The sequence below is a fragment of the Paraburkholderia sp. PGU19 genome (assembly GCF_013426915.1).
In the GTDB taxonomy this organism is placed as follows: domain Bacteria; phylum Pseudomonadota; class Gammaproteobacteria; order Burkholderiales; family Burkholderiaceae; genus Paraburkholderia.
Genome location: NZ_AP023179.1, coordinates 3246123 through 3266332, shown reverse-complemented (window position 1 = coordinate 3266332; position 20210 = coordinate 3246123). Strand labels below are relative to the sequence as shown.

Here is a 20210-nt window from a genome sequence, read left to right as displayed (position 1 = left end):
AGATGATTTTGATCGCGATGGGCGTGTCGGGCGCGGGCAAGACCCGCATTGGCGAGATGCTGGCGGAGCGGCTGAAGTGCAGCTTCACGGATGGCGATGCGTTTCATAGCGCGGCCAACAAGGAGAAGATGCACAACGGCATTCCGCTGACGGATGATGACCGCTGGCCGTGGCTCAGGACGATTCGCGCTGCGATCGAGGAGAAGCAGGCGGCGCATGAAGATGCGGTGTTTACTTGTTCGTCGCTGAAGCGTTCTTATCGCGACATCTTGCGCGCGGGCGATAAGGATGTTTGCTTCGTCTATCTCAAGGGTTCGCGGGAAGTGCTGCAGGAGCGTCTGCAGACGCGTACGGGGCACTTCTTTGATCCTTCGTTGCTGCAGAGCCAGCTCGATACGCTGGAAGAGCCTGGGGATGATGAGGCGATTACTGTGAGTATCGAGTTGACGCCTGAGGAGATTGTCGAGGAGACGCTCAGTAGGATTCGCGCGAGGTAGGGTTTTGTTGTGGTTGATTGATGGCCCGCTGGCAGTGGTTGTTCTTGCTGCGCGGGCCGTTTTTTTTTTTTTGTGGTTTTGGTGTTGTGCTGGGATCTGCGGTTTGGCTTTGTGGCGCCGCAGGTTTGGTTGTTCTTGCGCTTTCGCTGGCATCCGCGATTCGTTAGCGTGCTTCAAGCGTCGCCCCTGTGCGGGGCGACGCTTGAAGCACGAAGGCAAATCGCGGATGCCAGCGTGAGCGCAAATCAGACCACATCGAAAAGCCTGCGAGCAGCAAAACCGAACGCCGCCGCAGGCAAATAAACGACTACTTGATCCGCTTAGCCAACTCGGCAGCCTTGCCGACATAAGACCCAGGCGTCATGGCAAGCAGGCGCTCCTTAGCATCAGCAGGAATAGCAAGACCATTAATAAACGTCTGCAACGCATCCCGCGTGATGCCCTTCCCACGCGTCAGTTCCTTCAACTGCTCATAAGGATTCTCGATCCCATACCGCCGCATGACAGTCTGAACAGGCTCAGCCAGGACTTCCCATGTCGCATCAAGATCATCGTTGAGACGCTGCGGATTCACCTCAAGCTTATCCAACCCACGATTCAGCGCGTCATAAGCCAGCAACGAATACCCAAACGCAACACCAATATTCCGCAACACCGTCGAATCGGTCAGATCCCGCTGCCAACGCGAAACAGGCAGCTTGTCTGCCAGATGCCGCAGCGTGGCATTCGCCAGCCCGAGATTCCCTTCCGAGTTTTCGAAGTCAATCGGATTGACCTTGTGCGGCATCGTCGACGAGCCGATCTCACCAGCCTTCGTCTTCTGCTTGAAATACCCAAGCGAGATATAACCCCACACATCGCGATCGAGGTCGAGCAAAATCGTATTCGCACGCGCGACGGCGTCGAACAGTTCGGCCATGTAATCGTGCGGCTCGATCTGGATCGTGTACGGGTTGAACGTCAGCTTCAGACGCTGTTCGACGACTTCCTTCGAAAACGCTTCCCAGTCGAACTCCGGATACGCCGACAAATGCGCATTGAAGTTGCCGACGGCACCGTTCATCTTGCCCAGAAGCTCGACCTTCGCGATACGGTCGATCGCACGCGACAAACGCGCGGCAACGTTCGCCATTTCCTTGCCGAGCGTCGTCGGGCTGGCGGGCTGGCCATGCGTGCGCGAGAGCATCGGCTGATCGGCCTGCGCATGCGCGAGCGCGACGAGGCGTTGATGCACGGCGCGCAGCGCCGGCAGGATCACGTGTTCCCGTGCGCCGGCCAGCATCAGGCCGTGCGACGTGTTGTTGATGTCTTCCGACGTACACGCGAAATGGATGAACTCGCTCGCGCGCTCCAGTTCCGGCTGACCCTTCACCGATTCCTTCAGCCAGTATTCGACAGCCTTCACGTCGTGATTCGTCACGCGTTCGATGTCCTTGATGCGCGCGGCGTCATGCGCGGTGAAGCGCTCGACGAGTTGCAGCAGGAATTGCTCCGACGCCTCCGAGAAGCGCGGCACTTCGGCGAAACCGGCATGCGACAACGCGATCAGCCAGTGAATTTCAACCTTCACGCGATGGCGCATGAACGCGGCTTCCGAAAGCCAGTCGCGCAGGGCTTCGGTTTTCGATGCGTAACGGCCGTCGAGCGGGGACAGGGCGGTCAGCGCGAAGAGAGTGTCGGGGCGGGTGTCGGACATGATGGGAGGGGCAGAAACCGTGAAGAGTCGGTGACAGATACAAGCGGGGAGAACCGCGAATTTTACCACTTTAGGACATCAGCCCCGGCGCACGGCCCAGCGCCGCTAGAATGCAGGCTTTCCGTTACTGCTGGAGCGCTGGTCCGTATGGAACTGAAATGGCTCGAAGACTTCGTGTCGCTGGCGGAAACGCGCAGTTTCAGCCGCTCGGCGGAATTGCGGCACGTGACTCAGCCCGCTTTTTCGCGGCGCATCCAGGCGCTCGAGGCATGGCTCGGCACGGAACTGATCGACCGTTCAGTTTACCCGACGCGCCTCACGGCAGCGGGCCAGGTGTTCTACGAGCAGGCGCTCGCGATGCTGTCGCAATTCCACGAGGCGCGCACGCTGTTGCGCGGCCATACGGCGACGCCCGCCGCGACGATCGAATTCGCGGTGCCGCATACACTGTCACTCACATATTTCCCGCGCTGGCTGCAGCGCATCGAGGCGCAACTCGGCCCCATCCACACGCGGCTGCGCGCGCTGAACGTGCACGACGCGGTGCTGTCGCTGGTCGAAGGCGGCTGCGATCTGGTGATGGGCTATCACCATCCGAGCCACCCCGTCGCGCTGGATCCCGCGCGCTACGACATGCTCACGCTCGGCATCGAAGCGATCAGCCCGTTCTCCGCGCCGGGCAAGGGTGGCCGCCCGCGCTACACGTTGCCCGGTACGTCCGACGCGCCGACGCCTTACCTCTCGTACACGCCAAATGCCTATCTGGGGCGTATGACGGAAGTGATCTTCGCGACGGCGCCCGGGCGTCTCTATCTCGATCGCGTGTATGAAACGGACATGGCGGAAGGACTGAAGGCGATGGCGCTCGCCGGACACGGCGTCGCGTTCCTGCCGCACAGCGCCGTCGAAGACGCCGTCGCGGATGGCCGTTTGATCCGGCTCGACCGCGCGTCGCGCGGCGTCGCGCAAGGTCAGCTCACGCTGACGATGGAGATCCGCCTCTACCGCGACAAGCTTGCCGTGAAAACCGACGACGCACGCCAGCGACTCGTGCGCGCGCTGTGGGACGTCGTGAGCACGGAACTCACGCAAGCCTCGAAGTAGCTAGCAAGCGAGACAAGACTGCATTGCAGGACGCGCAAATAACGGCTTTGCGACACGCATTTGCGGTTTCCCCAGCGTTATGCAAGAAAAGCATAATGGGATGACCAAACGGCATTGGACCCTTTCAGCGCTTTTTTTCGACAATGGCGTCACCCGATAAAAACGCTGGAGCGTTCATGTCTACCGCGGCAAATCTGCAGTCCATCCCGTCCTACCTTCATGCGGACGATCTCGGTCCCTGGGGCAACTATCTCCGTCAAGTCGATCGCGTTGCGCCGTATCTGGGCCCGTTGTCGCGCTGGCTCGAAACGCTCAAGCGCCCGAAGCGTATTCTCATCGTCGATGTACCCATCGAACTCGATAACGGCACCGTTGCGCACTTTGAAGGCTATCGCGTGCAGCACAACGTGTCGCGTGGTCCGGGCAAGGGCGGCGTGCGTTATCACCAGGACGTGACGTTGTCGGAAGTGATGGCGCTGTCCGCGTGGATGTCGGTGAAGAACGCAGCCGTGAACGTGCCGTACGGCGGTGCGAAGGGCGGTATCCGCGTCGATCCGCGCACGCTGTCGCGTGGTGAGCTGGAGCGCGTGACGCGCCGCTACACCAGCGAAATCGGCATCATCATCGGACCGAACACCGACATTCCCGCGCCGGACGTGAACACGAACGAGCAGATCATGGCGTGGATGATGGACACGTACTCGATGAACCAGGGCCAAACGGCCACGGGCGTCGTGACGGGCAAGCCGATCACGCTCGGCGGCTCGCTTGGCCGTCGTGAAGCGACGGGCCGCGGCGTGTTCGTCGTCGGCTGCGAAGCGGCTCGCCGCATCGGCATGGATATCGAAGGCGCGCGCATCGCCGTGCAAGGCTTCGGCAACGTGGGCGGCATCGCGGCGCGTCTGTATCAGGAAGCGGGCGCGAAGGTTGTCGCCGTGCAGGATCACACGGGCACGCTGTACAAGGAGTCGGGCATCGACGCAGTCGCGCTGCTCGAACACGTCGCGAAGCATGGCGGCGTCGGTGGTTACGCCGAAGCCGACACGATCGCGAACGAAGACTTCTGGACGATCGAATCGGACATCCTGATTCCGGCTGCGCTGGAAAACCAGATCACCGAGAAGAACGCGGGCAAAATCCGTACGAAGATCGTCGTCGAAGGTGCGAACGGCCCGACCACGACGGCCGCCGACGACATCCTGCACGACAAGGGCATCCTCGTGATCCCCGACGTCGTAGCTAATGCAGGCGGCGTGACGGTGTCGTACTTCGAATGGGTGCAGGATTTCTCGAGCTTCTTCTGGACGGAAGACGAGATCAACGAGCGTCTCGAACGCGTGATGCGCGAAGCGTTCGCAGCCGTGTGGCAGGTGGCGAGCGAGCAGAAGGTGTCGGTGCGTACGGCGGCGTTCATCGTTGCTTGCAAACGCATCCTTCAAGCGCGCGAAATGCGCGGCCTGTATCCCTGATACAGCGCGGCCGTCTGGCAGCACACGGCCGGATACTTGACGCACATGGCGCCCGTCCTGGAGGCGGGCGCCGCGCAACAACGCTCCACGAGCGCGAATCGACGGACTCGCGCAGAATACCGGGCGGACGGCATCTTCGGGTGCCGTCCGCTTTTGTGCAGTTGAAGTCGCACCCGAACCGGCAAAAACGACGCATCTAATGACGTTTGCATTGTCCGGTAAAGGCGCTGTAAGCCAATACTGGCGCCGCTCCGCGGATAAGTGGTGGCTTTATGCAACACCACACGCTGAACATGGTTAACAACCATACTTTCAGAATAATTACTGAGATACACTGGCGCCGGTTCTTGCCAAGGAGATCACAAATGAAGGTTAAAAAAGCTGCGCTGCTTCTCGCGACTCTGGGATTGTTTACGGTAGGCGCGCATGCGCAGGACGCCGGCACCCTGAAGAAGATCAAGGACACGGGCGTCATTTCGCTGGGCCACCGGGAATCGTCGATTCCGTTTTCGTACTACGACGACAAGCAGAACGTGGTCGGCTACTCGCAGGAATTCGCGCTGAAGGTTGTGGATGCCGTCAAGCAGAAGCTGAACATGCCGGACCTGAAGGTCAAGCTGACGCCGATCACGTCACAAAACCGTATTCCGCTGGTGCAGAACGGCACCGTCGACCTCGAATGCGGCTCGACCACGAACAATGCTGAACGTCAGCAGCAGGTCGCATTCTCGAACACGATTTTCGTGATCGGCACGCGCCTGATGACGAAGAAAGACTCCGGTGTCAAAGACTGGGCGGACCTGAAGGGCAAGACCGTCGTGACGACGGCTGGCACCACGTCCGAGCGCCTGCTTCGCAAGATGAACCAGGACAAGAGCATGGGCATGAATATCATCAGCGCGAAGGACCACGGCGAGTCGTTCCTGACGCTGTCCACTGGCCGCGCTGCCGCGTTCATGATGGACGACGCACTGCTCGCCGGCGAGCGCGCGAAGTCGAACACGCCGAACGATTTCATCATCGTCGGCGCGCCGCAATCGCATGAAGCGTACGGCTGCATGCTGCGTAAGAACGATCCCGAGTTCAAGAAGGTCGTTGACGACGCGATCGCTAAGGTCGAAACGTCGGGCGAAGCCGACAAGATCTACAAGAAGTGGTTTGAATCGCCGATTCCGCCGAAGGGCCTCAACCTGAACTTCCCGGCAAGCGACGACATGAAGGCGCTCTACAAGAGCCCGAACGACAAGGCAATCGACTAACCCTCGGCAACCGTTAGCTCAAAAGTCAACGTGTTGGAACGGAACGGAAGGGGCAGGCGCTTCTTCCGTTTCTTTTTGTTGGAGTCTTCGTCATGTCATACCACTGGAACTGGGGCATTCTGCTGAGTCCGGTTTCCACCGGCGAGCCGACCACCTATCTCGGCTGGCTGCTGTCCGGTCTCTGGGTGACGGTCACCGTTTCGCTGTGCGCGTGGGTGATCGCGCTGATCGTCGGGTCGTTCTTCGGCGTGCTGCGCACGGTCCAGAACCCGCGCGTCGCAGCAATCGGCACCGTGTACGTCGCCATCTTCCGTAACATTCCGCTGATCGTTCAATTCTTCATCTGGTATCTGGTGATACCGGAGCTGCTGCCCGTTTCGATCGGTACATGGTTCAAGCAACTGCCGCCCGGCGCGCAGTTCTTTTCGTCGTCGATCATCTGTCTCGGGCTGTTCACCGCCGCACGCGTGTGCGAGCAGGTACGCTCGGGCATCAACGCGCTGCCGCGCGGCCAGCGCTTCGCGGGTTTCGCGCTCGGCCTGACGCAATGGCAGACGTACCGCTACGTGCTCTTGCCCGTCGCGTATCGGATCATCGTGCCGCCGCTCACGTCCGAGTTCCTGAACATCTTCAAGAACTCTGCCGTCGCATCGACCATCGGTCTTCTCGATCTGTCCGCTCAGGCGCGCCAGCTCGTCGACTACACGGCGCAGACGTATGAGTCGTTCATCGCCGTCACGGTTGCGTATCTGCTCATCAACATGATCGTGATGACGCTGATGCGCATAGTCGAAGCCAAGAGCCGGCTGCCTGGCTATATCGGAGGCAAGTGATGCATCATTTCGACTGGAGCGGTATTCCGGGCGCACTGCCGACGCTATGGACGGGCGCCGTCGTCACGTTCAAGATCACGATTCTCGCGATCGTCATCGGCATCGTGTGGGGCACGGTGCTTGCAATCATGCGGCTGTCGTCGTTCAAGCCGTTCGAGTGGTTCGCGAAGATCTACGTGACGCTGTTCCGCTCGATCCCGCTCGTGATGGTTCTGCTGTGGTTCTTCCTGATCGTGCCGCAGCTGCTGCAAAACGTGCTGGGTCTCTCCGCCGACATCGATATCCGGCTCGCGTCGGCGATGGTCGCTTTCTCGCTGTTCGAAGCCGCGTACTACTCGGAAATCATCCGAGCAGGCATCCAGGCCGTGCCGCGCGGGCAGGTGAACGCGTCGTTCGCGCTCGGCATGAACTACGCGCAGGCGATGCGCCTCGTCGTGCTGCCGCAGGCGTTTCGCGCGATGGTGCCGCTGCTGCTCACGCAAGCCATCGTGCTGTTTCAGGATACGTCGCTCGTCTACGTGATCAGCCTCGCCGACTTCTTCCGCACGGCCACGAATATTGGCGACCGTGACGGCACGAACGTCGAAATGGTACTGTTCGCCGGTGCGTGTTACTTCGTGATCTGCGTGGTCGCGTCGAGCCTCGTCAAAAGTCTTCAGAAAAAGGTCGCAAGATGATCTCTATCAAGAATGTGTCGAAGTGGTACGGCCAGTTCCAGGTGCTGACCGACTGCACGACGGAAGTGAAAAAGGGCGAAGTGGTCGTCGTGTGCGGCCCGTCGGGTTCGGGCAAGTCGACGCTGATCAAGACGGTCAACGGGCTCGAGCCGTTCCAGAAGGGCGAAATCGTGATCAACGGCCAGTCGCTCACCGACAAGAAGACGAACCTGTCGAAGCTGCGTTCGAAGGTCGGCATGGTGTTTCAGCACTTCGAGCTGTTCCCGCATCTGTCGATCACCGAGAACCTCACGCTCGCGCAGGTCAAGGTGCTCGGCCGCTCGAAGGACGAAGCGACCGCGAAGGGGCTGAAGCTGCTCGATCGCGTCGGCCTGCGCGCACACGCGGACAAGTATCCGGGGCAGTTGTCGGGCGGCCAGCAGCAGCGCGTGGCGATTGCGCGCGCGCTGTCGATGGACCCGATTGCGATGTTGTTCGACGAACCCACTTCCGCGCTCGATCCTGAAATGATCAACGAAGTGCTCGACGTGATGGTCGAGCTGGCGCAGGAAGGCATGACCATGATGTGCGTGACGCACGAAATGGGTTTTGCGAAGAAGGTCGCGCATCGCGTGATCTTCATGGACAAGGGCCTCATCGTCGAAGACGACCGCAAGGAAGATTTTTTTGCAAATCCGAAATCGGATCGTGCAAAAGATTTTCTCGCAAAGATTCTGCATTGAAATCAGCCTGCAGAGGCAAAAAAGCCGCTCTTTTGAAGAGCGGCTTTTTTTATCTCTTTTAATTGTGTCTTAAGTGCGGGATTCAAAGATACTGAGACCGCGTCTAACGTTAGGAGTATTACTTATTAAAAGATGCCTTAATCGGATTTGTCTCATGTGACTTATGCTGGCGTGAGCATAAGCTTCCCGGCGGAATTCGATGAGGCGAGCGGGGTGCGTCGGTCATTCGTTTTCGATCGACAAGAGACAATCCATGAAAGTGTTTTTGATGAGCGACCTGGTCGTTCATGAGTTAGTGTCAATGCAACTGGAAGGTAAATGGCTGACGGATGCGCAGTTTGCAGAATCGGCGCAGTTGTGGATTGCTCGTCACGGGAAAAGAAATCAGTTATCCAAACAAATGCTCGAAGTTTTCCAGCACGAGGCGGAACAAATCGCGGGGCGCCTGATAAGTGAGGCAAAGCCTGGTGGAACAGATTCGTCTTTGAAACGCCTTCTACTGGATATCTCTGCCGTCAACTATGCAGATCCGCTGAGCGCGAGCGCGCTTGCCGCGAGTCTCGACGTGTGTCGCACGAAGCTGTGTGATTGTCGTTCCGCTCGCATTGAACCAGGCGATGCAAAAGAATTGCAGGAAACGGAACGGTGGCGTTGTCATCCCGCGCTGCGCCAGTTTCTGTGCGGAAGCGTCGTGGCGTATGAGACAGGAAACGACGACCGGTGCGGGGAAGCTGCTGCTCCGGCGAACGCACGCAAGCATTGACGCTGGCCCCGAGCGATGGCACCAGGGTCAAGACGGCTATCGCGCGATCAGGATTCGTACGCGGCGGCGTCGTCGGATTCGAGATCGAGAACGGACGCGGCGGGCAGCATGCTCGCGGACGCGCTTGGATCGCAGGCGGGATTGCGCGCCTTCTCGAGCACGGCCGGCGGCACGGGCACGTTGGCGCGCGCGATCACTTCGCCGTGCTGGAACATCAGCAGATCACCGGGCTCGAATGCGGTCCAGACTTCGTTGTCGGTCAACGGCTGCGTGGCGATCACGGCGACGCGGTCTTCGGGCGTCGTGTACTTGGCGAAATCGATTGAAACGTCCGCGTCGACGAGATGCGCGGTCGAAAACGGCCAGCTACGCACGAGGTAATGAAGATGCGTCGAGCAGTGCGCAAACAGCGCCTGGCCGTTCGACATCAGAAAGTTGAACACGCCGAACTGGGTGATTTCGCGCGTCAACGTTTCCAGCGCGGCGAACAGTTCGTTCAGCGGCGGCTGCGAACAGGGAAACGCCTTGCGCAAGCCTTGCAGCAGCGCGCAGAACGCCAGTTCGCTATCGGTGCTGCCGACGGGCTGATACACGCCCGACAGCACCGGGCTGTAATTCTGCAGATCGCCGTTGTGCGCGAATATCCAGTGGCGTCCCCACAGCTCCCGCATAAACGGATGGCAGTTCTCGAGCACGATGTGCCCTTGCGTTGCCTTGCGGATATGCGCGATCGTGTTTTTCGACTTGATCGGGTAGCGCTTGACCATCTCGGCGATCGGCGAGGTGGCCGACGACTGGTGGTCGATGAACAGGCGACAGGCCTTGTCTTCGAAGAAGGCGATGCCCCAGCCGTCGGAGTGGTGGTCGGTGACGCCGCCGCGCGCCGCGAAGCCGGTGAACGAGAACGTGACGTCCGTGGGCGCGGCGCAATTCATTCCGAGTAGTTGGCACATGATGCGGAAGACAAGCCTTTCTAACGGGGTATGAGCCCACATGGGCCGACCCGTTACAATGATGATTTTCCAAGCATATCACCGAGCCAGAAGCGGCAAAAAGCAAAATTGACGGGTGTTTTGGCTGCAATTGTGGAAAGACCTCGTCAGTTATGCCGTCAGTTGCGCAATTTGCCGCGCCTGTGACGCTCGTGAATCCCCGCCATGACCGCATCTACCGCTTCCGTCGATACCCTCACGCTCGCCCGTCCCGATGACTGGCACCTGCACGTCCGCGACGGCGCGATGCTCGCCGCCGTCCTGCCGCACACCGCGCGCCAGTTCGGCCGCGCGATCATCATGCCGAACCTGAAGCCGCCCGTCACGACGACGGAGATGGCGCGCGCCTATCGCGAGCGCATCGTCGCGGCGATCCCGGCCGGCGTGAAGTTCGAGCCGCTGATGACGCTGTATCTGACCGACAACACCCCGCCCGAAGAAATCCGCCGCGCCCGCGAAAGCGGCTTCGTGCATGGCGTGAAGCTGTATCCGGCGGGCGCGACGACGAATTCGGATGCGGGCGTCAGCGACATCCGCAAGTGCGCGAAAACGCTCGAAATGATGCAGGAAACGGGCATGCCGCTGCTGATTCACGGCGAAGTGACGGATTCGTCAATCGACCTGTTCGACCGCGAGAAAGTGTTCATCGACCGCGTGATGACGCCGCTGCGCCGCGATTTCCCGGCGCTGAAGGTCGTGTTCGAGCACATCACCACCAAGGATGCCGCCGACTACGTCCGCGACGCGGGCGCGCCGCCCGAACTGCTGGGTGCGACGATCACGGCGCATCATCTGCTGTACAACCGCAACGCGATTTTCCAGGGCGGCATTCGTCCGCATTACTACTGCCTGCCCGTGCTGAAGCGCGAGACGCATCGTGTGGCGCTCGTCGAGGCGGCCACGTCGGGCAATCCGCGCTTTTTCCTCGGTACGGACAGCGCGCCGCATCCGAAGGGCCTGAAGGAACACGCGTGCGGCTGCGCGGGCTGCTACACGGCGCTGCATGCACTCGAGCTGTACACGGAAGCGTTCGACAAAGCGGGCGCGCTCGACAAGCTCGAAGGCTTCGCGAGTTTCCACGGCGCGGATTTCTACCGCCTGCCGCGCAGCGAGGAGAAGGTGACGCTGCGCCGCGAAGAGTGGACGCTCCCGGCGGAAGTCGCGGCAGGTGACACGCCCGTGGTGCCGTTGCGCGGCGGCGAGACGATCGGCTGGAAGCTCGTTTGAGCGCTTGCTGAGCGAATGTCGCGCGATGTCGACTCAGCGGGCGGCGCACTGAAGCGCGCTGCGCCGGGCTTTGCGGATATCGACTGGTCGATGCCGTGGTTCGCGCAGGTCGCGACGCGCGGCGTGCGCTGGCAACAGGCCGCGCTGCGCAGCGCCGCGGATCAGTTGCGCGAGATGAACGCGGATGCCGCGTCCGCCGTCATCACGACGGGACGCGGAAGGCAGCTCGCCTTTATCCCGCAGGACGAATTGCCGCCCGGCACCGCGTACGAAGCGCATATCGCGGCATCAGGCTGCGTGCCGACGCGCCACAATCTGCATGATTTCTTCAATGCGCTGATGTGGTTTCAGTTTCCGCGCATCAAGGCGGCGCTGAGCGCGCGCGGGTCGGCGGCTGTCGAGGTACTGGGCATCGGCCCGACACGTGGTGGCACGCGCGACGCACTCACGCTGTTCGACGAGAATGCCGTGCTGTTCGCGTGTACGGACGAATCGCTCGACGCCTCACTGCGCTCGTTCGACTGGAAAACGCTATTCGTGGACCAGCGAGCGGCGTGGGGCGAGCGCTGCGAGGTGCGCTGTTTCGGGCACGCGCTGCTGGAAAAGCTCGTCACGCCATATAAGGCGTGTACGGCACACGCGTGGATCGTCGATGTGCCATCCGCGTATTTCTCATGGACGCGCGCTTCACGCGACGCGTTTCTGGACGAAACCGTTGCCCGCACGCTGCTCGATACGCCAGGATTCAGCGCCCGGATATTCGCGCCGCTGCCCGTGCTCGGCATTCCCGGCTGGTGGGCAACGAACGAAGCGCCGTCTTTCTACGACGATGCTTCCGTGTTTCGGAGCGGACGGCGGTCTCGCGGAACGCCAGATGTTAAAATCCCCGCCAGCAAAGCAGGCTAGGCAGTCGCGGCCTCGGCGGTTTCGGCCGGCGAGGGCGAGGAAAGTCCGGACTCCACAGGGCAGGGTGATGGCTAACGGCCATCCGTGGCGACACGCGGAACAGGGCAACAGAAAGCAAACCGCCGATGGCCCGGCGCAAGCCGGGATCAGGTAAGGGTGAAACGGTGCGGTAAGAGCGCACCGCGGCTGCTGCGAGGCAGACCGGCACGGTAACCTCCACCCGGAGCAATTCCAAGTAGGCTGGCTAGCATCTTCGAGATGCAGGGCGGGGCCCCCGTCACGTCAGCGGGTAGGAAGCTTGAGCGCGTCAGCAATGGCGCGTCTAGAGGAATGGCTGCCACGCGTGGCGCGCTTTCGGGCGCATCGCGTGCACAAAATCCGGCTTATCGGCCTGCTTTGCCGCTCAAATGACAAATGCCGGCGTCCGTTGGGATGCCGGCATTTTCATTTTCAGCTCGCGAGCCGCTTCAGACGGCTTTAGTCCGCGACGATGTCGAACGAATGCGTGAGCTCGGCCGTTTTCGCGATCATGATCGACGCCGAGCAATATTTGTCGTGCGACAGATTGATCGCGCGTTCCACCGTCGACGGATTGAGGTTCTTGCCCGTCACCGTGAAATGGAAATGGACCTTCGTGAACACCTTCGGGTCCTCGCTTGCACGTTCGGCTTTCAGCGTCACGGAGCAGCCGCTGATTTCCTGACGGCTCTTCTTCAGGATCATCACGACGTCGTACGCCGTGCATCCGCCCGTGCCCAGCAGCACCATTTCCATCGGACGCGGCGCCAGGTTGCGGCCGCCGCCTTCAGGCGCGCCGTCCATCGCGACGAGGTGGCCGCTGCCCGTTTCGGCGGCGAACGCCATGCCGTCCTGACCCATCCAGCTGACTTTGCATTCCATTCTTGTACTCCGCTCACAAGCTTGAATTCGAGATGCGCATTGTAGCCCGGCCAATGATGGCTCGCCCGGAGCGACATCGGTGGCGGGTTATGCGGATTACGCCTTGCCTGCTGCGCTGCGGCATGTTCGGTGCATAGGGGATAGCACGGACGATTTTAGGTGTGTTGCTCTAGGGCAACTGCAGCGGTTGTTCTGTCCGCGCAGGCTAAATCATTGTTTTCACGAAGTTTTCCTGCATTCGCAATCGTTGCGTCTAAATTCCATATAATGAAATTCGATTTCGCATTGCAAATGTTCTTGCGTCGCACAAGCGCCAACCCTATAATCTGTTCATTGGTTGTTGCAGTTCGACAACCTCCGCATGTCTCCTCCACCCTCCTCCTAAGGTGGATTAAGCCCGAACCGCTAGTTCGGGCTTTTTTTCGTCCTCAGCTTTCCGTTGTCCGGGTGCTTTGACTCCTTGGCGCAAATTCCTTTATAATTCAGGGCTTTTCCGCAGTCGCGCCCGCGGAGGAAGAACCAGGGAGAGCCTGCACGCGCCTCGAAGCGCACATACAAGCAGGAAAAAAACACAGGGCGCAGCACTATTTTTTGGATCGATCATGAAGACGTTTTCCGCAAAAGCCCATGAGGTTACGCGCGAATGGTACGTGATTGACGCGACGGATAAGGTTCTCGGGCGTGTCGCCAGCGAAGTGGCACACCGTCTTCGCGGCAAGCACAAGCCTGAATTCACTCCGCACGTCGACACCGGTGATTTCATCATCGTTATCAACGCCGGCAAGCTGAAGGTCACGGGTAACAAGACCACGGACAAGAAGTACTATCGCCACTCGGGCTACCCGGGCGGTATCTATGAGACGACGTTCGGCAAGATGCAAGAACGCTTCCCGGGCCGCGCGCTCGAGAAAGCGGTCAAGGGCATGCTGCCGAAGGGCCCGCTCGGCTACGCGATGATCAAGAAGCTGAAGGTCTACGCCGAAGCAACGCATCCGCATTCGGCGCAACAGCCGAAGGCGCTCGAGATCTAAGGGGAGCCCACATGATCGGTAACTGGAATTACGGTACGGGCCGCCGCAAGAGCGCCGTTGCTCGTGTCTTCATCAAGGCAGGCAAGGGCGAGATCGTCGTCAACGGCAAGCCTATCGCCGACTACTTCTCGCGCGAAACGTCGCTGATGATCGTGCGTCAGCCGCTGGAACTCACGAACCACGGTGCTACGTTCGACATCAAGGTCAACGTGACGGGCGGCGGTGAAACGGGTCAAGCCGGTGCAGTTCGCCACGGCATCACCCGCGCGCTGATGGACTACGACGCAACGCTGAAGCCGGCTCTGTCGAACGCAGGCTTCGTGACGCGTGACGCACGTGAAGTCGAGCGTAAGAAGGTTGGTTTCCACAAGGCACGTCGCCGCAAGCAGTTCTCGAAGCGTTAATCGTTTCGAGCTGGCTCCGTTTCAGACAGGGCCTGCTGCAGAAAGCCGCCAACGCATCTGCGAAGGCGGCTTTTTATTTGTCGTACTGCACGTTCGGTCCGTATGCGGACATCGCTGACAGGTGTACGAGGACATGGTTGACACTTGTCGCGCCCGCAGGAATCAGCCGGTCTGCATAAGAACCTATTGATTTCAGGGGCTTCAGCACGATATTGGGAACAGCAATACAATAGCGTGTAGAAGCTATTTTGGAGAGTTCGCATGAACGCAGTGACCGACACCCCCGTGACCGAGATGCCGGCACCGTTCGTCTTTACTGACGCGGCGGCTGACAAGGTCAAAGAACTGATCGAAGAAGAAGGTAACCCGGAGCTGAAGCTGCGCGTTTTCGTGCAGGGTGGCGGCTGCTCGGGCTTCCAGTATGGCTTCACGTTTGACGAAGCCATCAACGAAGACGACACCGTGATGAACAAGAGCGGCGTCCAGTTGCTGATCGATTCGATGAGCTACCAGTATCTGGTTGGCGCAGAGATCGATTACAAGGACGACATCAACGGCGCGCAGTTCGTCATCAAGAACCCGAACGCCACGACCACCTGTGGTTGCGGCTCGTCGTTCTCGGTGTAATCGCCGCTTTTTCGCGTAAGTTGCAGCAAAAACGGGGCTTCGGCCCCGTTTTTTTATTTCCACACTAATTTTCCACGGTACTTTCGCATGCCGTGTCAGCGCGGATAAATCGCGCCAAGCACGCGCTCGTCCGCTGCGCCCGTCACGGACGGCAGATTGCCCGGTTCGCGTGCAACGCAACGCATGGCCAGCCACGCAAAGGCCAGCGGTTCCACCTGATGCGGCGGCACGCCGAGCGCCTCCGTCGTCATGACTGGGACGCCGCTGCAGCCGCTTTCGGCGAGCGCGCCCTGCAGTGCCTTCATGATCTCCGGATTGCGTGCGCCGCCGCCGCACACATAGACCGCCTTGCAATCGGGTGCATGGCGCTCGACCTCGCGCGCGACCGTCACAGCCGTCAGCGCGACCAGCGTCGCCTGAACGTCGGCGGGGCTGACATTGGCGAAGCCTTGCAGCCGGGCGTCGAGCCATTCGGGGTTGAACAGATCGCGGCCCGTGCTCTTCGGCGGCTGCGCCTCGAAGAACGGCTCGTCGAGGAAAGCGTTCAGCAACGGGCGATGCACCTGCCCCGACGCTGCGAACTGGCCGTTTTCGTCGAATGGCCTGTTCAGATGCCGGTGCGACCATTCGTCGAGCAGCGCATTAGCCGGGCCGCAGTCGAAGCCGCGCACCGCGCCGTTCGCCGAGAGGATCGTGATATTGCTGATTCCGCCGAGATTGCAGACCACGCGCGTCTCGTTCTTCGCGCCGAAAACCGTCGCGTGAAAGGCCGGCACGAGCGGCGCGCCCTGGCCGCCCGCCGCGACGTCGCGGCTGCGGAAATCGGCGATCACGTCGATATGCATCATTTCGGCCAGCAGCGCCGGATTGTTGATCTGCTTCGTGTAACCCTTTTCCGGCCGATGTCGCACCGTTTGCCCGTGCACGCCGATCGCCCGGACGTCCACTGCCGACAGGTTGCCCGAGCGCAGCAACTCATGGCAGCACACCGTGTAGCGCGCGGCCAGCGCGTTGGCTGCAAGCGCCTCGCGCTCGATCTCGTTGTCTCCCGGTTGCTGCAGGGCGAACAGCGCGTCGCGCAAACCCTCGGAGAAGCCCACGAACGCCTGCGACCGCACGACGGGCGCCTTGCCCTTCGCAAATTCGACCGCGATGCCGTCCACGCCGTCCATGCTCGTGCCTGACATCAACCCGAAATACACGCCATCTGCCGTGTCTTTGGCCACGCTTCGCTCCTCTGATCGTCGTTCGTCGCGCCTCATGAATACTTCCGGCGCCTCGTTGACGACGATTGTCGCTCATCGGCCCACCGCGAAACAATCGATGAAACGAGCGGCGCGAGCGCGCGCGACGGTCCGCATTCACCGCGCGCGCCAGATCCAGTCGCGAGTTGAAGCGCGTTTCGCGTGAGATCAGGGCGCAATGCGCCGCAACTATGGGACAATCTCCCTTTTTGCGATCTCCCGTTCCAGCATGAGCACCGAGTCCACCGCCAAGCCCAATTCCGCCTACCCGATCACCGACGAAGTCCGCCACGCGCTCGAAGTCACGAAGCGCGGCGTCGACGAACTGCTGATCGAAGAGGAGTTCGCGCAAAAGCTCGCGAAAAGCGCGGCCACGGGCACGCCGCTGCGCGTCAAGCTCGGTCTCGATCCGACGGCGCCCGACATCCACATCGGCCACACCGTCGTGCTGAACAAGATGCGCCAGTTGCAGGATCTCGGCCACACGGTGATTTTTCTGATCGGCGATTTCACGTCGCTGATCGGCGATCCGTCCGGTCGCAACGCAACGCGCCCGCCGCTCACGCGCGAGCAGATCGAGTCGAACGCGAAGACGTACTTTGAGCAGGCCGCGCTGGTGCTCGACCGCGAGAAGACGGAAATTCGCTACAACAGCGAATGGTCGATGCCGCTCGGCGCAGACGGCATGATCAAGCTCGCGTCGCGCTACACGGTCGCGCGCATTCTGGAGCGCGAAGACTTCACGAAGCGTTTCCAGGGCGGCGTGCCCATCTCGATTCACGAGTTTCTTTATCCGCTGATGCAGGGCTACGACTCCGTCGCGCTGAACGCCGACCTCGAACTCGGCGGCACGGACCAGAAGTTCAACCTGCTGGTCGGGCGCGAACTGCAGAAGCAGTACGGCCAGGAACAGCAGTGCATTCTGACGATGCCGCTGCTCGAAGGGCTGGATGGCGTCGAGAAGATGTCGAAGTCGAAGGGTAACTACGTCGGTATCGGCGAAAAACCGAACGATATGTTCGGCAAGCTGATGAGCATCTCCGACGTGCTGATGTGGCGCTACTTCGAACTGCTGTCGTTCCGTCCGATGGCCGAGATCGAAGGGTTCAAGCGCGAAATCGAAGGCGGTCGCAATCCGCGCGACTTCAAGGTGTTGCTCGCACAGGAAATCGTTGCGCGCTTCCACTCGCAAGGCGACGCCGAGCGCGCGCTGGAGGACTTCAACCACCGCGCGAAGGGTGGCGTGCCGGACGATATCCCGTCGGTGACGCTCGCGGGCGCGCCGCTCGCCATCGGGCAACTGCTGAAGCAGGCAGGTCTCGTGCCGTCGACGAGCGAAGCGCTGCGCAACATCGAGCAGGGCGGCGTGAAGATCGACGGCGCGACCGTGTCGGACAAGGGCTTGAAGATCGAAGCTGGCGAGTTCGTCGTGCAGGTCGGCAAGCGTCGGTTTGCGCGCGTCACGCTGACGGCATGATGTTCTTCTGCGAGCGGTTGCAAGCGACGCGGCGGAAGCGCGCCGCATGATCGCGCTGATTCAACGCGTGCGGCGCGCCGAGGTGCGCGTCGCTGACCGCGTGACGGGCGCCATCGACACGGGCTTGCTCGCGTTGGTCTGTGCCGAGCGCGGCGATACCGATGCTGCCGCCGACAAACTACTCGCCAAAATGCTCGGCTACCGCGTATTCAGCGATGCAGCCGGAAAGATGAACCTGCCCGTGCAGAATATCGACGGCGCGGGGAGCGCGGGCGGCCTGCTACTCGTGTCCCAGTTCACGCTGGCCGCCGATACCAACAGCGGCCTGCGCCCGAGCTTCACGCCCGCCGCGCCACCCGACGAGGGCAAGCGCCTGTTCGACTACTTCGTGGCCGCGGCACGCGCGAAGCATCCCATCGTCGAAACAGGCGAATTCGGCGCAGACATGCAGGTGTCGCTCGTCAACGACGGCCCGGTGACGTTCTGGCTACAGACGCGCGCATAACCTCTGTTCTCCGGCTCCCATTCCATGGCAACACAAGTCCTCTTCATCCGACACGGCGAGACCGACTGGAACCGCATCAAGCGGATTCAAGGGCACATTGATATTCCGCTCGCGACGAGCGGCGTCGACCAGGCGCAACGTCTCGCCGAACGTTTCGCGCGCGAGGCGCGGGCGGGCGCGCGGCTCGACGCGATCTATTCGAGCGACCTCATGCGCGCGCAACAAACGGCGCAGCCATTCGCCGACGTGCTCGGCCTGTCGCTGAGCCTCAGCAAGGGCTTGCGCGAGCGCAATTACGGCGCGTTCCAGGGACACGACAGCGACGAGATCGCGCTGCGCTTCCCCGACGAGTACGCGCAGTGGCAGACGCGCGATCCTGGCTTTTCGCCGCCCGAGGGCGAATCGCAGCGCGTGTTCTATCACCGCGTGCTGCATGCGATCGAGCCGGTCGTCGCCGCGCATCCGAACGGACGGATCTCGGTCGTCGCGCATGGCGGTGTGCTGGACTGCGTGTATCGCTTCGCGAATGGTCTGCCGCTGGATGCGCCGCGCAACTACGCGTTGCTGAACACGAGCGTGAACGTGGTTGAATTCGAAGGCGGCCGCGCGAAGGTCGTGTCGTGGGCCGATGTCGCGCATCTCGACGGCCACGCGGAAGACGACAGCTTCAAGAAAAAAACGCCCGAAGCCGGGCGTTGAGTCTGATAACGCGGCAGCGCCGCGTTTCCTACCTAAGAGCCGTTTATGTCGGCTCCGAATCCCACAGATTGCGTACCGGGCTTGCCGTATCAGGCGCAGCCAGGCCGAAGTGCCGATACGTCAGTAGCGTGGCGACGCGTCCGCGCGGCGTGCGCTGCAAGAAGCCTTGCTGGATCAGATACGGTTCGAGGACGTCTTCGATCGTGTCGCGCTCTTCGCCGATCGCAGCCGCCAGATTGTCGACGCCGACCGGCCCACCATCGAACTTGTGCAGGATCGCTTCGAGCAGCTTGCGATCCATCAGATCGAAGCCGACGGGATCGACGTCGAGCATTTTCAGCGCGGCATCTGCGACCTTCGCCGTGATATTGCCGTCCGCCTTCACTTCAGCGAAGTCGCGCACGCGGCGCAGCAGCCGGTTCGCGATACGCGGCGTGCCGCGCGAGCGCTTGGCGATTTCCAGCGCGCCATCGGGATGAATCTGGGCACCCAGCAGCGATGCCGAGCGGCTCACGATGCGCGCCAGTTCCTCGGCGTTATAGAACTCCAGCCGCGCGACGATGCCGAAACGATCGCGCAACGGGTTGGTCAGCATGCCCGCACGCGTGGTCGCGCCGACCAGGGTGAACGGCTGCAGATCGAGCTTCACGCTGCGCGCGGCAGGGCCTTCGCCGATCATGATGTCGATCTGGTAATCCTCGAGCGCCGGGTACAGGATTTCCTCGACGACGGGCGACAGCCGGTGAATCTCGTCGATGAACAGCACGTCGTTGGCTTCGAGATTGGTCAGCAGCGCGGCGAGGTCGCCCGCGCGTTCCAGCACGGGGCCCGACGTCTGCCGCAGATTGACGCCCATCTCGCGCGCAATGATATGCGCGAGCGTGGTCTTGCCGAGGCCAGGCGGCCCGAACAGCAGCACGTGATCCAGCGATTCCTTGCGGCGCTTGGCGGCTTCGATGAAGATTTCCAGCTGGCCGCGCACCTTTTCCTGGCCGACATATTCGTCGAGCTGGCGCGGGCGCAACGCGCGCTCGAACGCTTCCTCGTTCGGCGACACGGGCGTGGCGGCGATGATGCGTTCGGCTGCAAGTTTGTCGTGTTCGATCATGCAGGCATTGTACCGCGCACGGCTCGCTCGAATACCTGGCCGAATGGCCAGGGTGCGTGTGCTTTGGCCG

21 protein-coding genes and 1 other RNA gene are annotated in these 20210 nt (G+C 61.3%); 17 read left to right on the top strand and 5 right to left on the bottom strand.

All coding sequences use genetic code 11. The annotated features are described in order from the left end of the window. The first annotated feature begins 2 nt into the window (after positions 1-2). Positions 3-497, top strand: a complete 495-nt coding sequence (locus H1204_RS14815; protein ID WP_180728903.1) for a gluconokinase — start codon at positions 3-5, stop codon at positions 495-497. Positions 498-804: 307 nt separating this feature from the next. Here the strand turns inward: H1204_RS14815 and purB are convergent, their stop codons facing one another. Further along, positions 805-2193 carry an adenylosuccinate lyase gene (gene purB / locus H1204_RS14810; protein WP_180728902.1) on the bottom strand — a complete coding sequence of 463 codons (1389 nt, stop codon included), beginning with the start codon at positions 2191-2193 and terminating at the stop codon, positions 805-807. A gap of 147 nt (positions 2194-2340) precedes the next feature. Between purB and H1204_RS14805 the strand changes: the two genes are divergently transcribed. The 7 genes from H1204_RS14805 to H1204_RS14775 all read left to right on the top strand — a co-directional run bounded on the left by H1204_RS14805 (position 2341) and on the right by H1204_RS14775 (position 9020). Further along, positions 2341-3297 (top strand): LysR family transcriptional regulator, encoded by a 957-nt coding sequence (locus tag H1204_RS14805; protein WP_180728901.1) that lies wholly within the window; start codon positions 2341-2343, stop codon positions 3295-3297. 176 nt (positions 3298-3473) lie between these two features. Continuing rightward, the gene (locus H1204_RS14800; protein WP_180728900.1) at positions 3474-4766 is read left to right on the top strand and encodes a Glu/Leu/Phe/Val dehydrogenase; all 1293 of its coding nucleotides are present in this window, start codon (positions 3474-3476) and stop codon (positions 4764-4766) included. A gap of 365 nt (positions 4767-5131) precedes the next feature. Continuing rightward, positions 5132-6025 (top strand): glutamate/aspartate ABC transporter substrate-binding protein, encoded by an 894-nt coding sequence (locus H1204_RS14795; protein WP_180728899.1) that lies wholly within the window; start codon positions 5132-5134, stop codon positions 6023-6025. A gap of 92 nt (positions 6026-6117) precedes the next feature. Continuing rightward, on the top strand, positions 6118-6858 hold the full coding sequence (locus H1204_RS14790; RefSeq protein WP_180728898.1) for an amino acid ABC transporter permease: 741 nt from the start codon (positions 6118-6120) through the stop codon (positions 6856-6858). Continuing rightward, a complete protein-coding gene (gltK, locus tag H1204_RS14785; protein ID WP_042308019.1) occupies positions 6858-7535 on the top strand; it encodes a glutamate/aspartate ABC transporter permease GltK in 678 nt (225 codons plus the stop codon). The genes H1204_RS14790 and gltK overlap by 1 nt, the downstream gene beginning before the upstream one ends. Continuing rightward, the gene (locus H1204_RS14780; RefSeq protein WP_042308020.1) at positions 7532-8257 is read left to right on the top strand and encodes an amino acid ABC transporter ATP-binding protein; all 726 of its coding nucleotides are present in this window, start codon (positions 7532-7534) and stop codon (positions 8255-8257) included. Before gltK ends, H1204_RS14780 begins: the two co-directional genes overlap by 4 nt. A 253-nt stretch (positions 8258-8510) precedes the next feature. Then, positions 8511-9020, top strand: coding sequence for a hypothetical protein (locus H1204_RS14775; RefSeq protein ID WP_180728897.1), 510 nt, complete (start codon positions 8511-8513; stop codon positions 9018-9020). 47 nt (positions 9021-9067) lie between these two features. On the opposite strand, the gene H1204_RS14770 is transcribed toward H1204_RS14775, so the two are convergent. Further along, the gene (locus tag H1204_RS14770) at positions 9068-9973 is read right to left on the bottom strand and encodes a class II glutamine amidotransferase (protein ID WP_180728896.1); all 906 of its coding nucleotides are present in this window, start codon (positions 9971-9973) and stop codon (positions 9068-9070) included. 204 nt (positions 9974-10177) lie between these two features. On the opposite strand from H1204_RS14770, the gene pyrC reads away from it, so the two are divergent. The 3 genes from pyrC (at position 10178) to rnpB (ending at position 12547) form a co-directional block, all read left to right on the top strand. Further along, positions 10178-11239, top strand: coding sequence for a dihydroorotase (gene pyrC, locus H1204_RS14765; RefSeq protein ID WP_180728895.1), 1062 nt, complete (start codon positions 10178-10180; stop codon positions 11237-11239). Between the two features lie 15 nt (positions 11240-11254). Beyond that, positions 11255-12145, top strand: coding sequence for a DUF3025 domain-containing protein (locus tag H1204_RS14760; protein ID WP_180728894.1), 891 nt, complete (start codon positions 11255-11257; stop codon positions 12143-12145). After that, positions 12134-12547: RNase P RNA component class A (gene rnpB, locus H1204_RS14755), an RNA gene on the top strand. The genes H1204_RS14760 and rnpB overlap by 12 nt, the downstream gene beginning before the upstream one ends. Before the next feature lie 75 nt (positions 12548-12622). Here rnpB and H1204_RS14750 read toward each other — a convergent pair. Continuing rightward, positions 12623-13045 (bottom strand): OsmC family protein, encoded by a 423-nt coding sequence (locus tag H1204_RS14750; RefSeq protein WP_007587439.1) that lies wholly within the window; start codon positions 13043-13045, stop codon positions 12623-12625. A 602-nt stretch (positions 13046-13647) separates the two neighbouring features. On the opposite strand from H1204_RS14750, the gene rplM reads away from it, so the two are divergent. From rplM to erpA, 3 genes are all read left to right on the top strand, one after another. After that, the gene (gene rplM, locus H1204_RS14745) at positions 13648-14076 is read left to right on the top strand and encodes a 50S ribosomal protein L13 (protein WP_007587440.1); all 429 of its coding nucleotides are present in this window, start codon (positions 13648-13650) and stop codon (positions 14074-14076) included. A gap of 11 nt (positions 14077-14087) precedes the next feature. Next, the gene (gene rpsI / locus H1204_RS14740; RefSeq protein WP_036002674.1) at positions 14088-14480 is read left to right on the top strand and encodes a 30S ribosomal protein S9; all 393 of its coding nucleotides are present in this window, start codon (positions 14088-14090) and stop codon (positions 14478-14480) included. Between the two features lie 261 nt (positions 14481-14741). Further along, positions 14742-15107, top strand: coding sequence for an iron-sulfur cluster insertion protein ErpA (gene erpA / locus H1204_RS14735; protein ID WP_180728893.1), 366 nt, complete (start codon positions 14742-14744; stop codon positions 15105-15107). A gap of 95 nt (positions 15108-15202) precedes the next feature. On the opposite strand, the gene H1204_RS14730 is transcribed toward erpA, so the two are convergent. Next, a complete protein-coding gene (locus tag H1204_RS14730) occupies positions 15203-16333 on the bottom strand; it encodes an anhydro-N-acetylmuramic acid kinase (RefSeq protein ID WP_180728892.1) in 1131 nt (376 codons plus the stop codon). A gap of 247 nt (positions 16334-16580) precedes the next feature. Between H1204_RS14730 and tyrS the strand changes: the two genes are divergently transcribed. The 3 genes from tyrS to H1204_RS14715 are packed head-to-tail and all read left to right on the top strand — an operon-like array spanning position 16581 to position 19032. Further along, on the top strand, positions 16581-17828 hold the full coding sequence (gene tyrS / locus H1204_RS14725; RefSeq protein WP_180728891.1) for a tyrosine--tRNA ligase: 1248 nt from the start codon (positions 16581-16583) through the stop codon (positions 17826-17828). Positions 17829-17874: 46 nt separating this feature from the next. Further along, entirely contained in the window at positions 17875-18333 is a 459-nt protein-coding gene (dtd, locus tag H1204_RS14720; RefSeq protein WP_180728890.1) for a D-aminoacyl-tRNA deacylase, read from the top strand. Between the two features lie 24 nt (positions 18334-18357). After that, positions 18358-19032, top strand: a complete 675-nt coding sequence (locus tag H1204_RS14715; protein WP_180728889.1) for a histidine phosphatase family protein — start codon at positions 18358-18360, stop codon at positions 19030-19032. Between the two features lie 43 nt (positions 19033-19075). Here the strand turns inward: H1204_RS14715 and ruvB are convergent, their stop codons facing one another. After that, the gene (gene ruvB, locus H1204_RS14710; protein ID WP_180720462.1) at positions 19076-20140 is read right to left on the bottom strand and encodes a Holliday junction branch migration DNA helicase RuvB; all 1065 of its coding nucleotides are present in this window, start codon (positions 20138-20140) and stop codon (positions 19076-19078) included. Positions 20141-20210 lie beyond the last annotated feature (70 nt).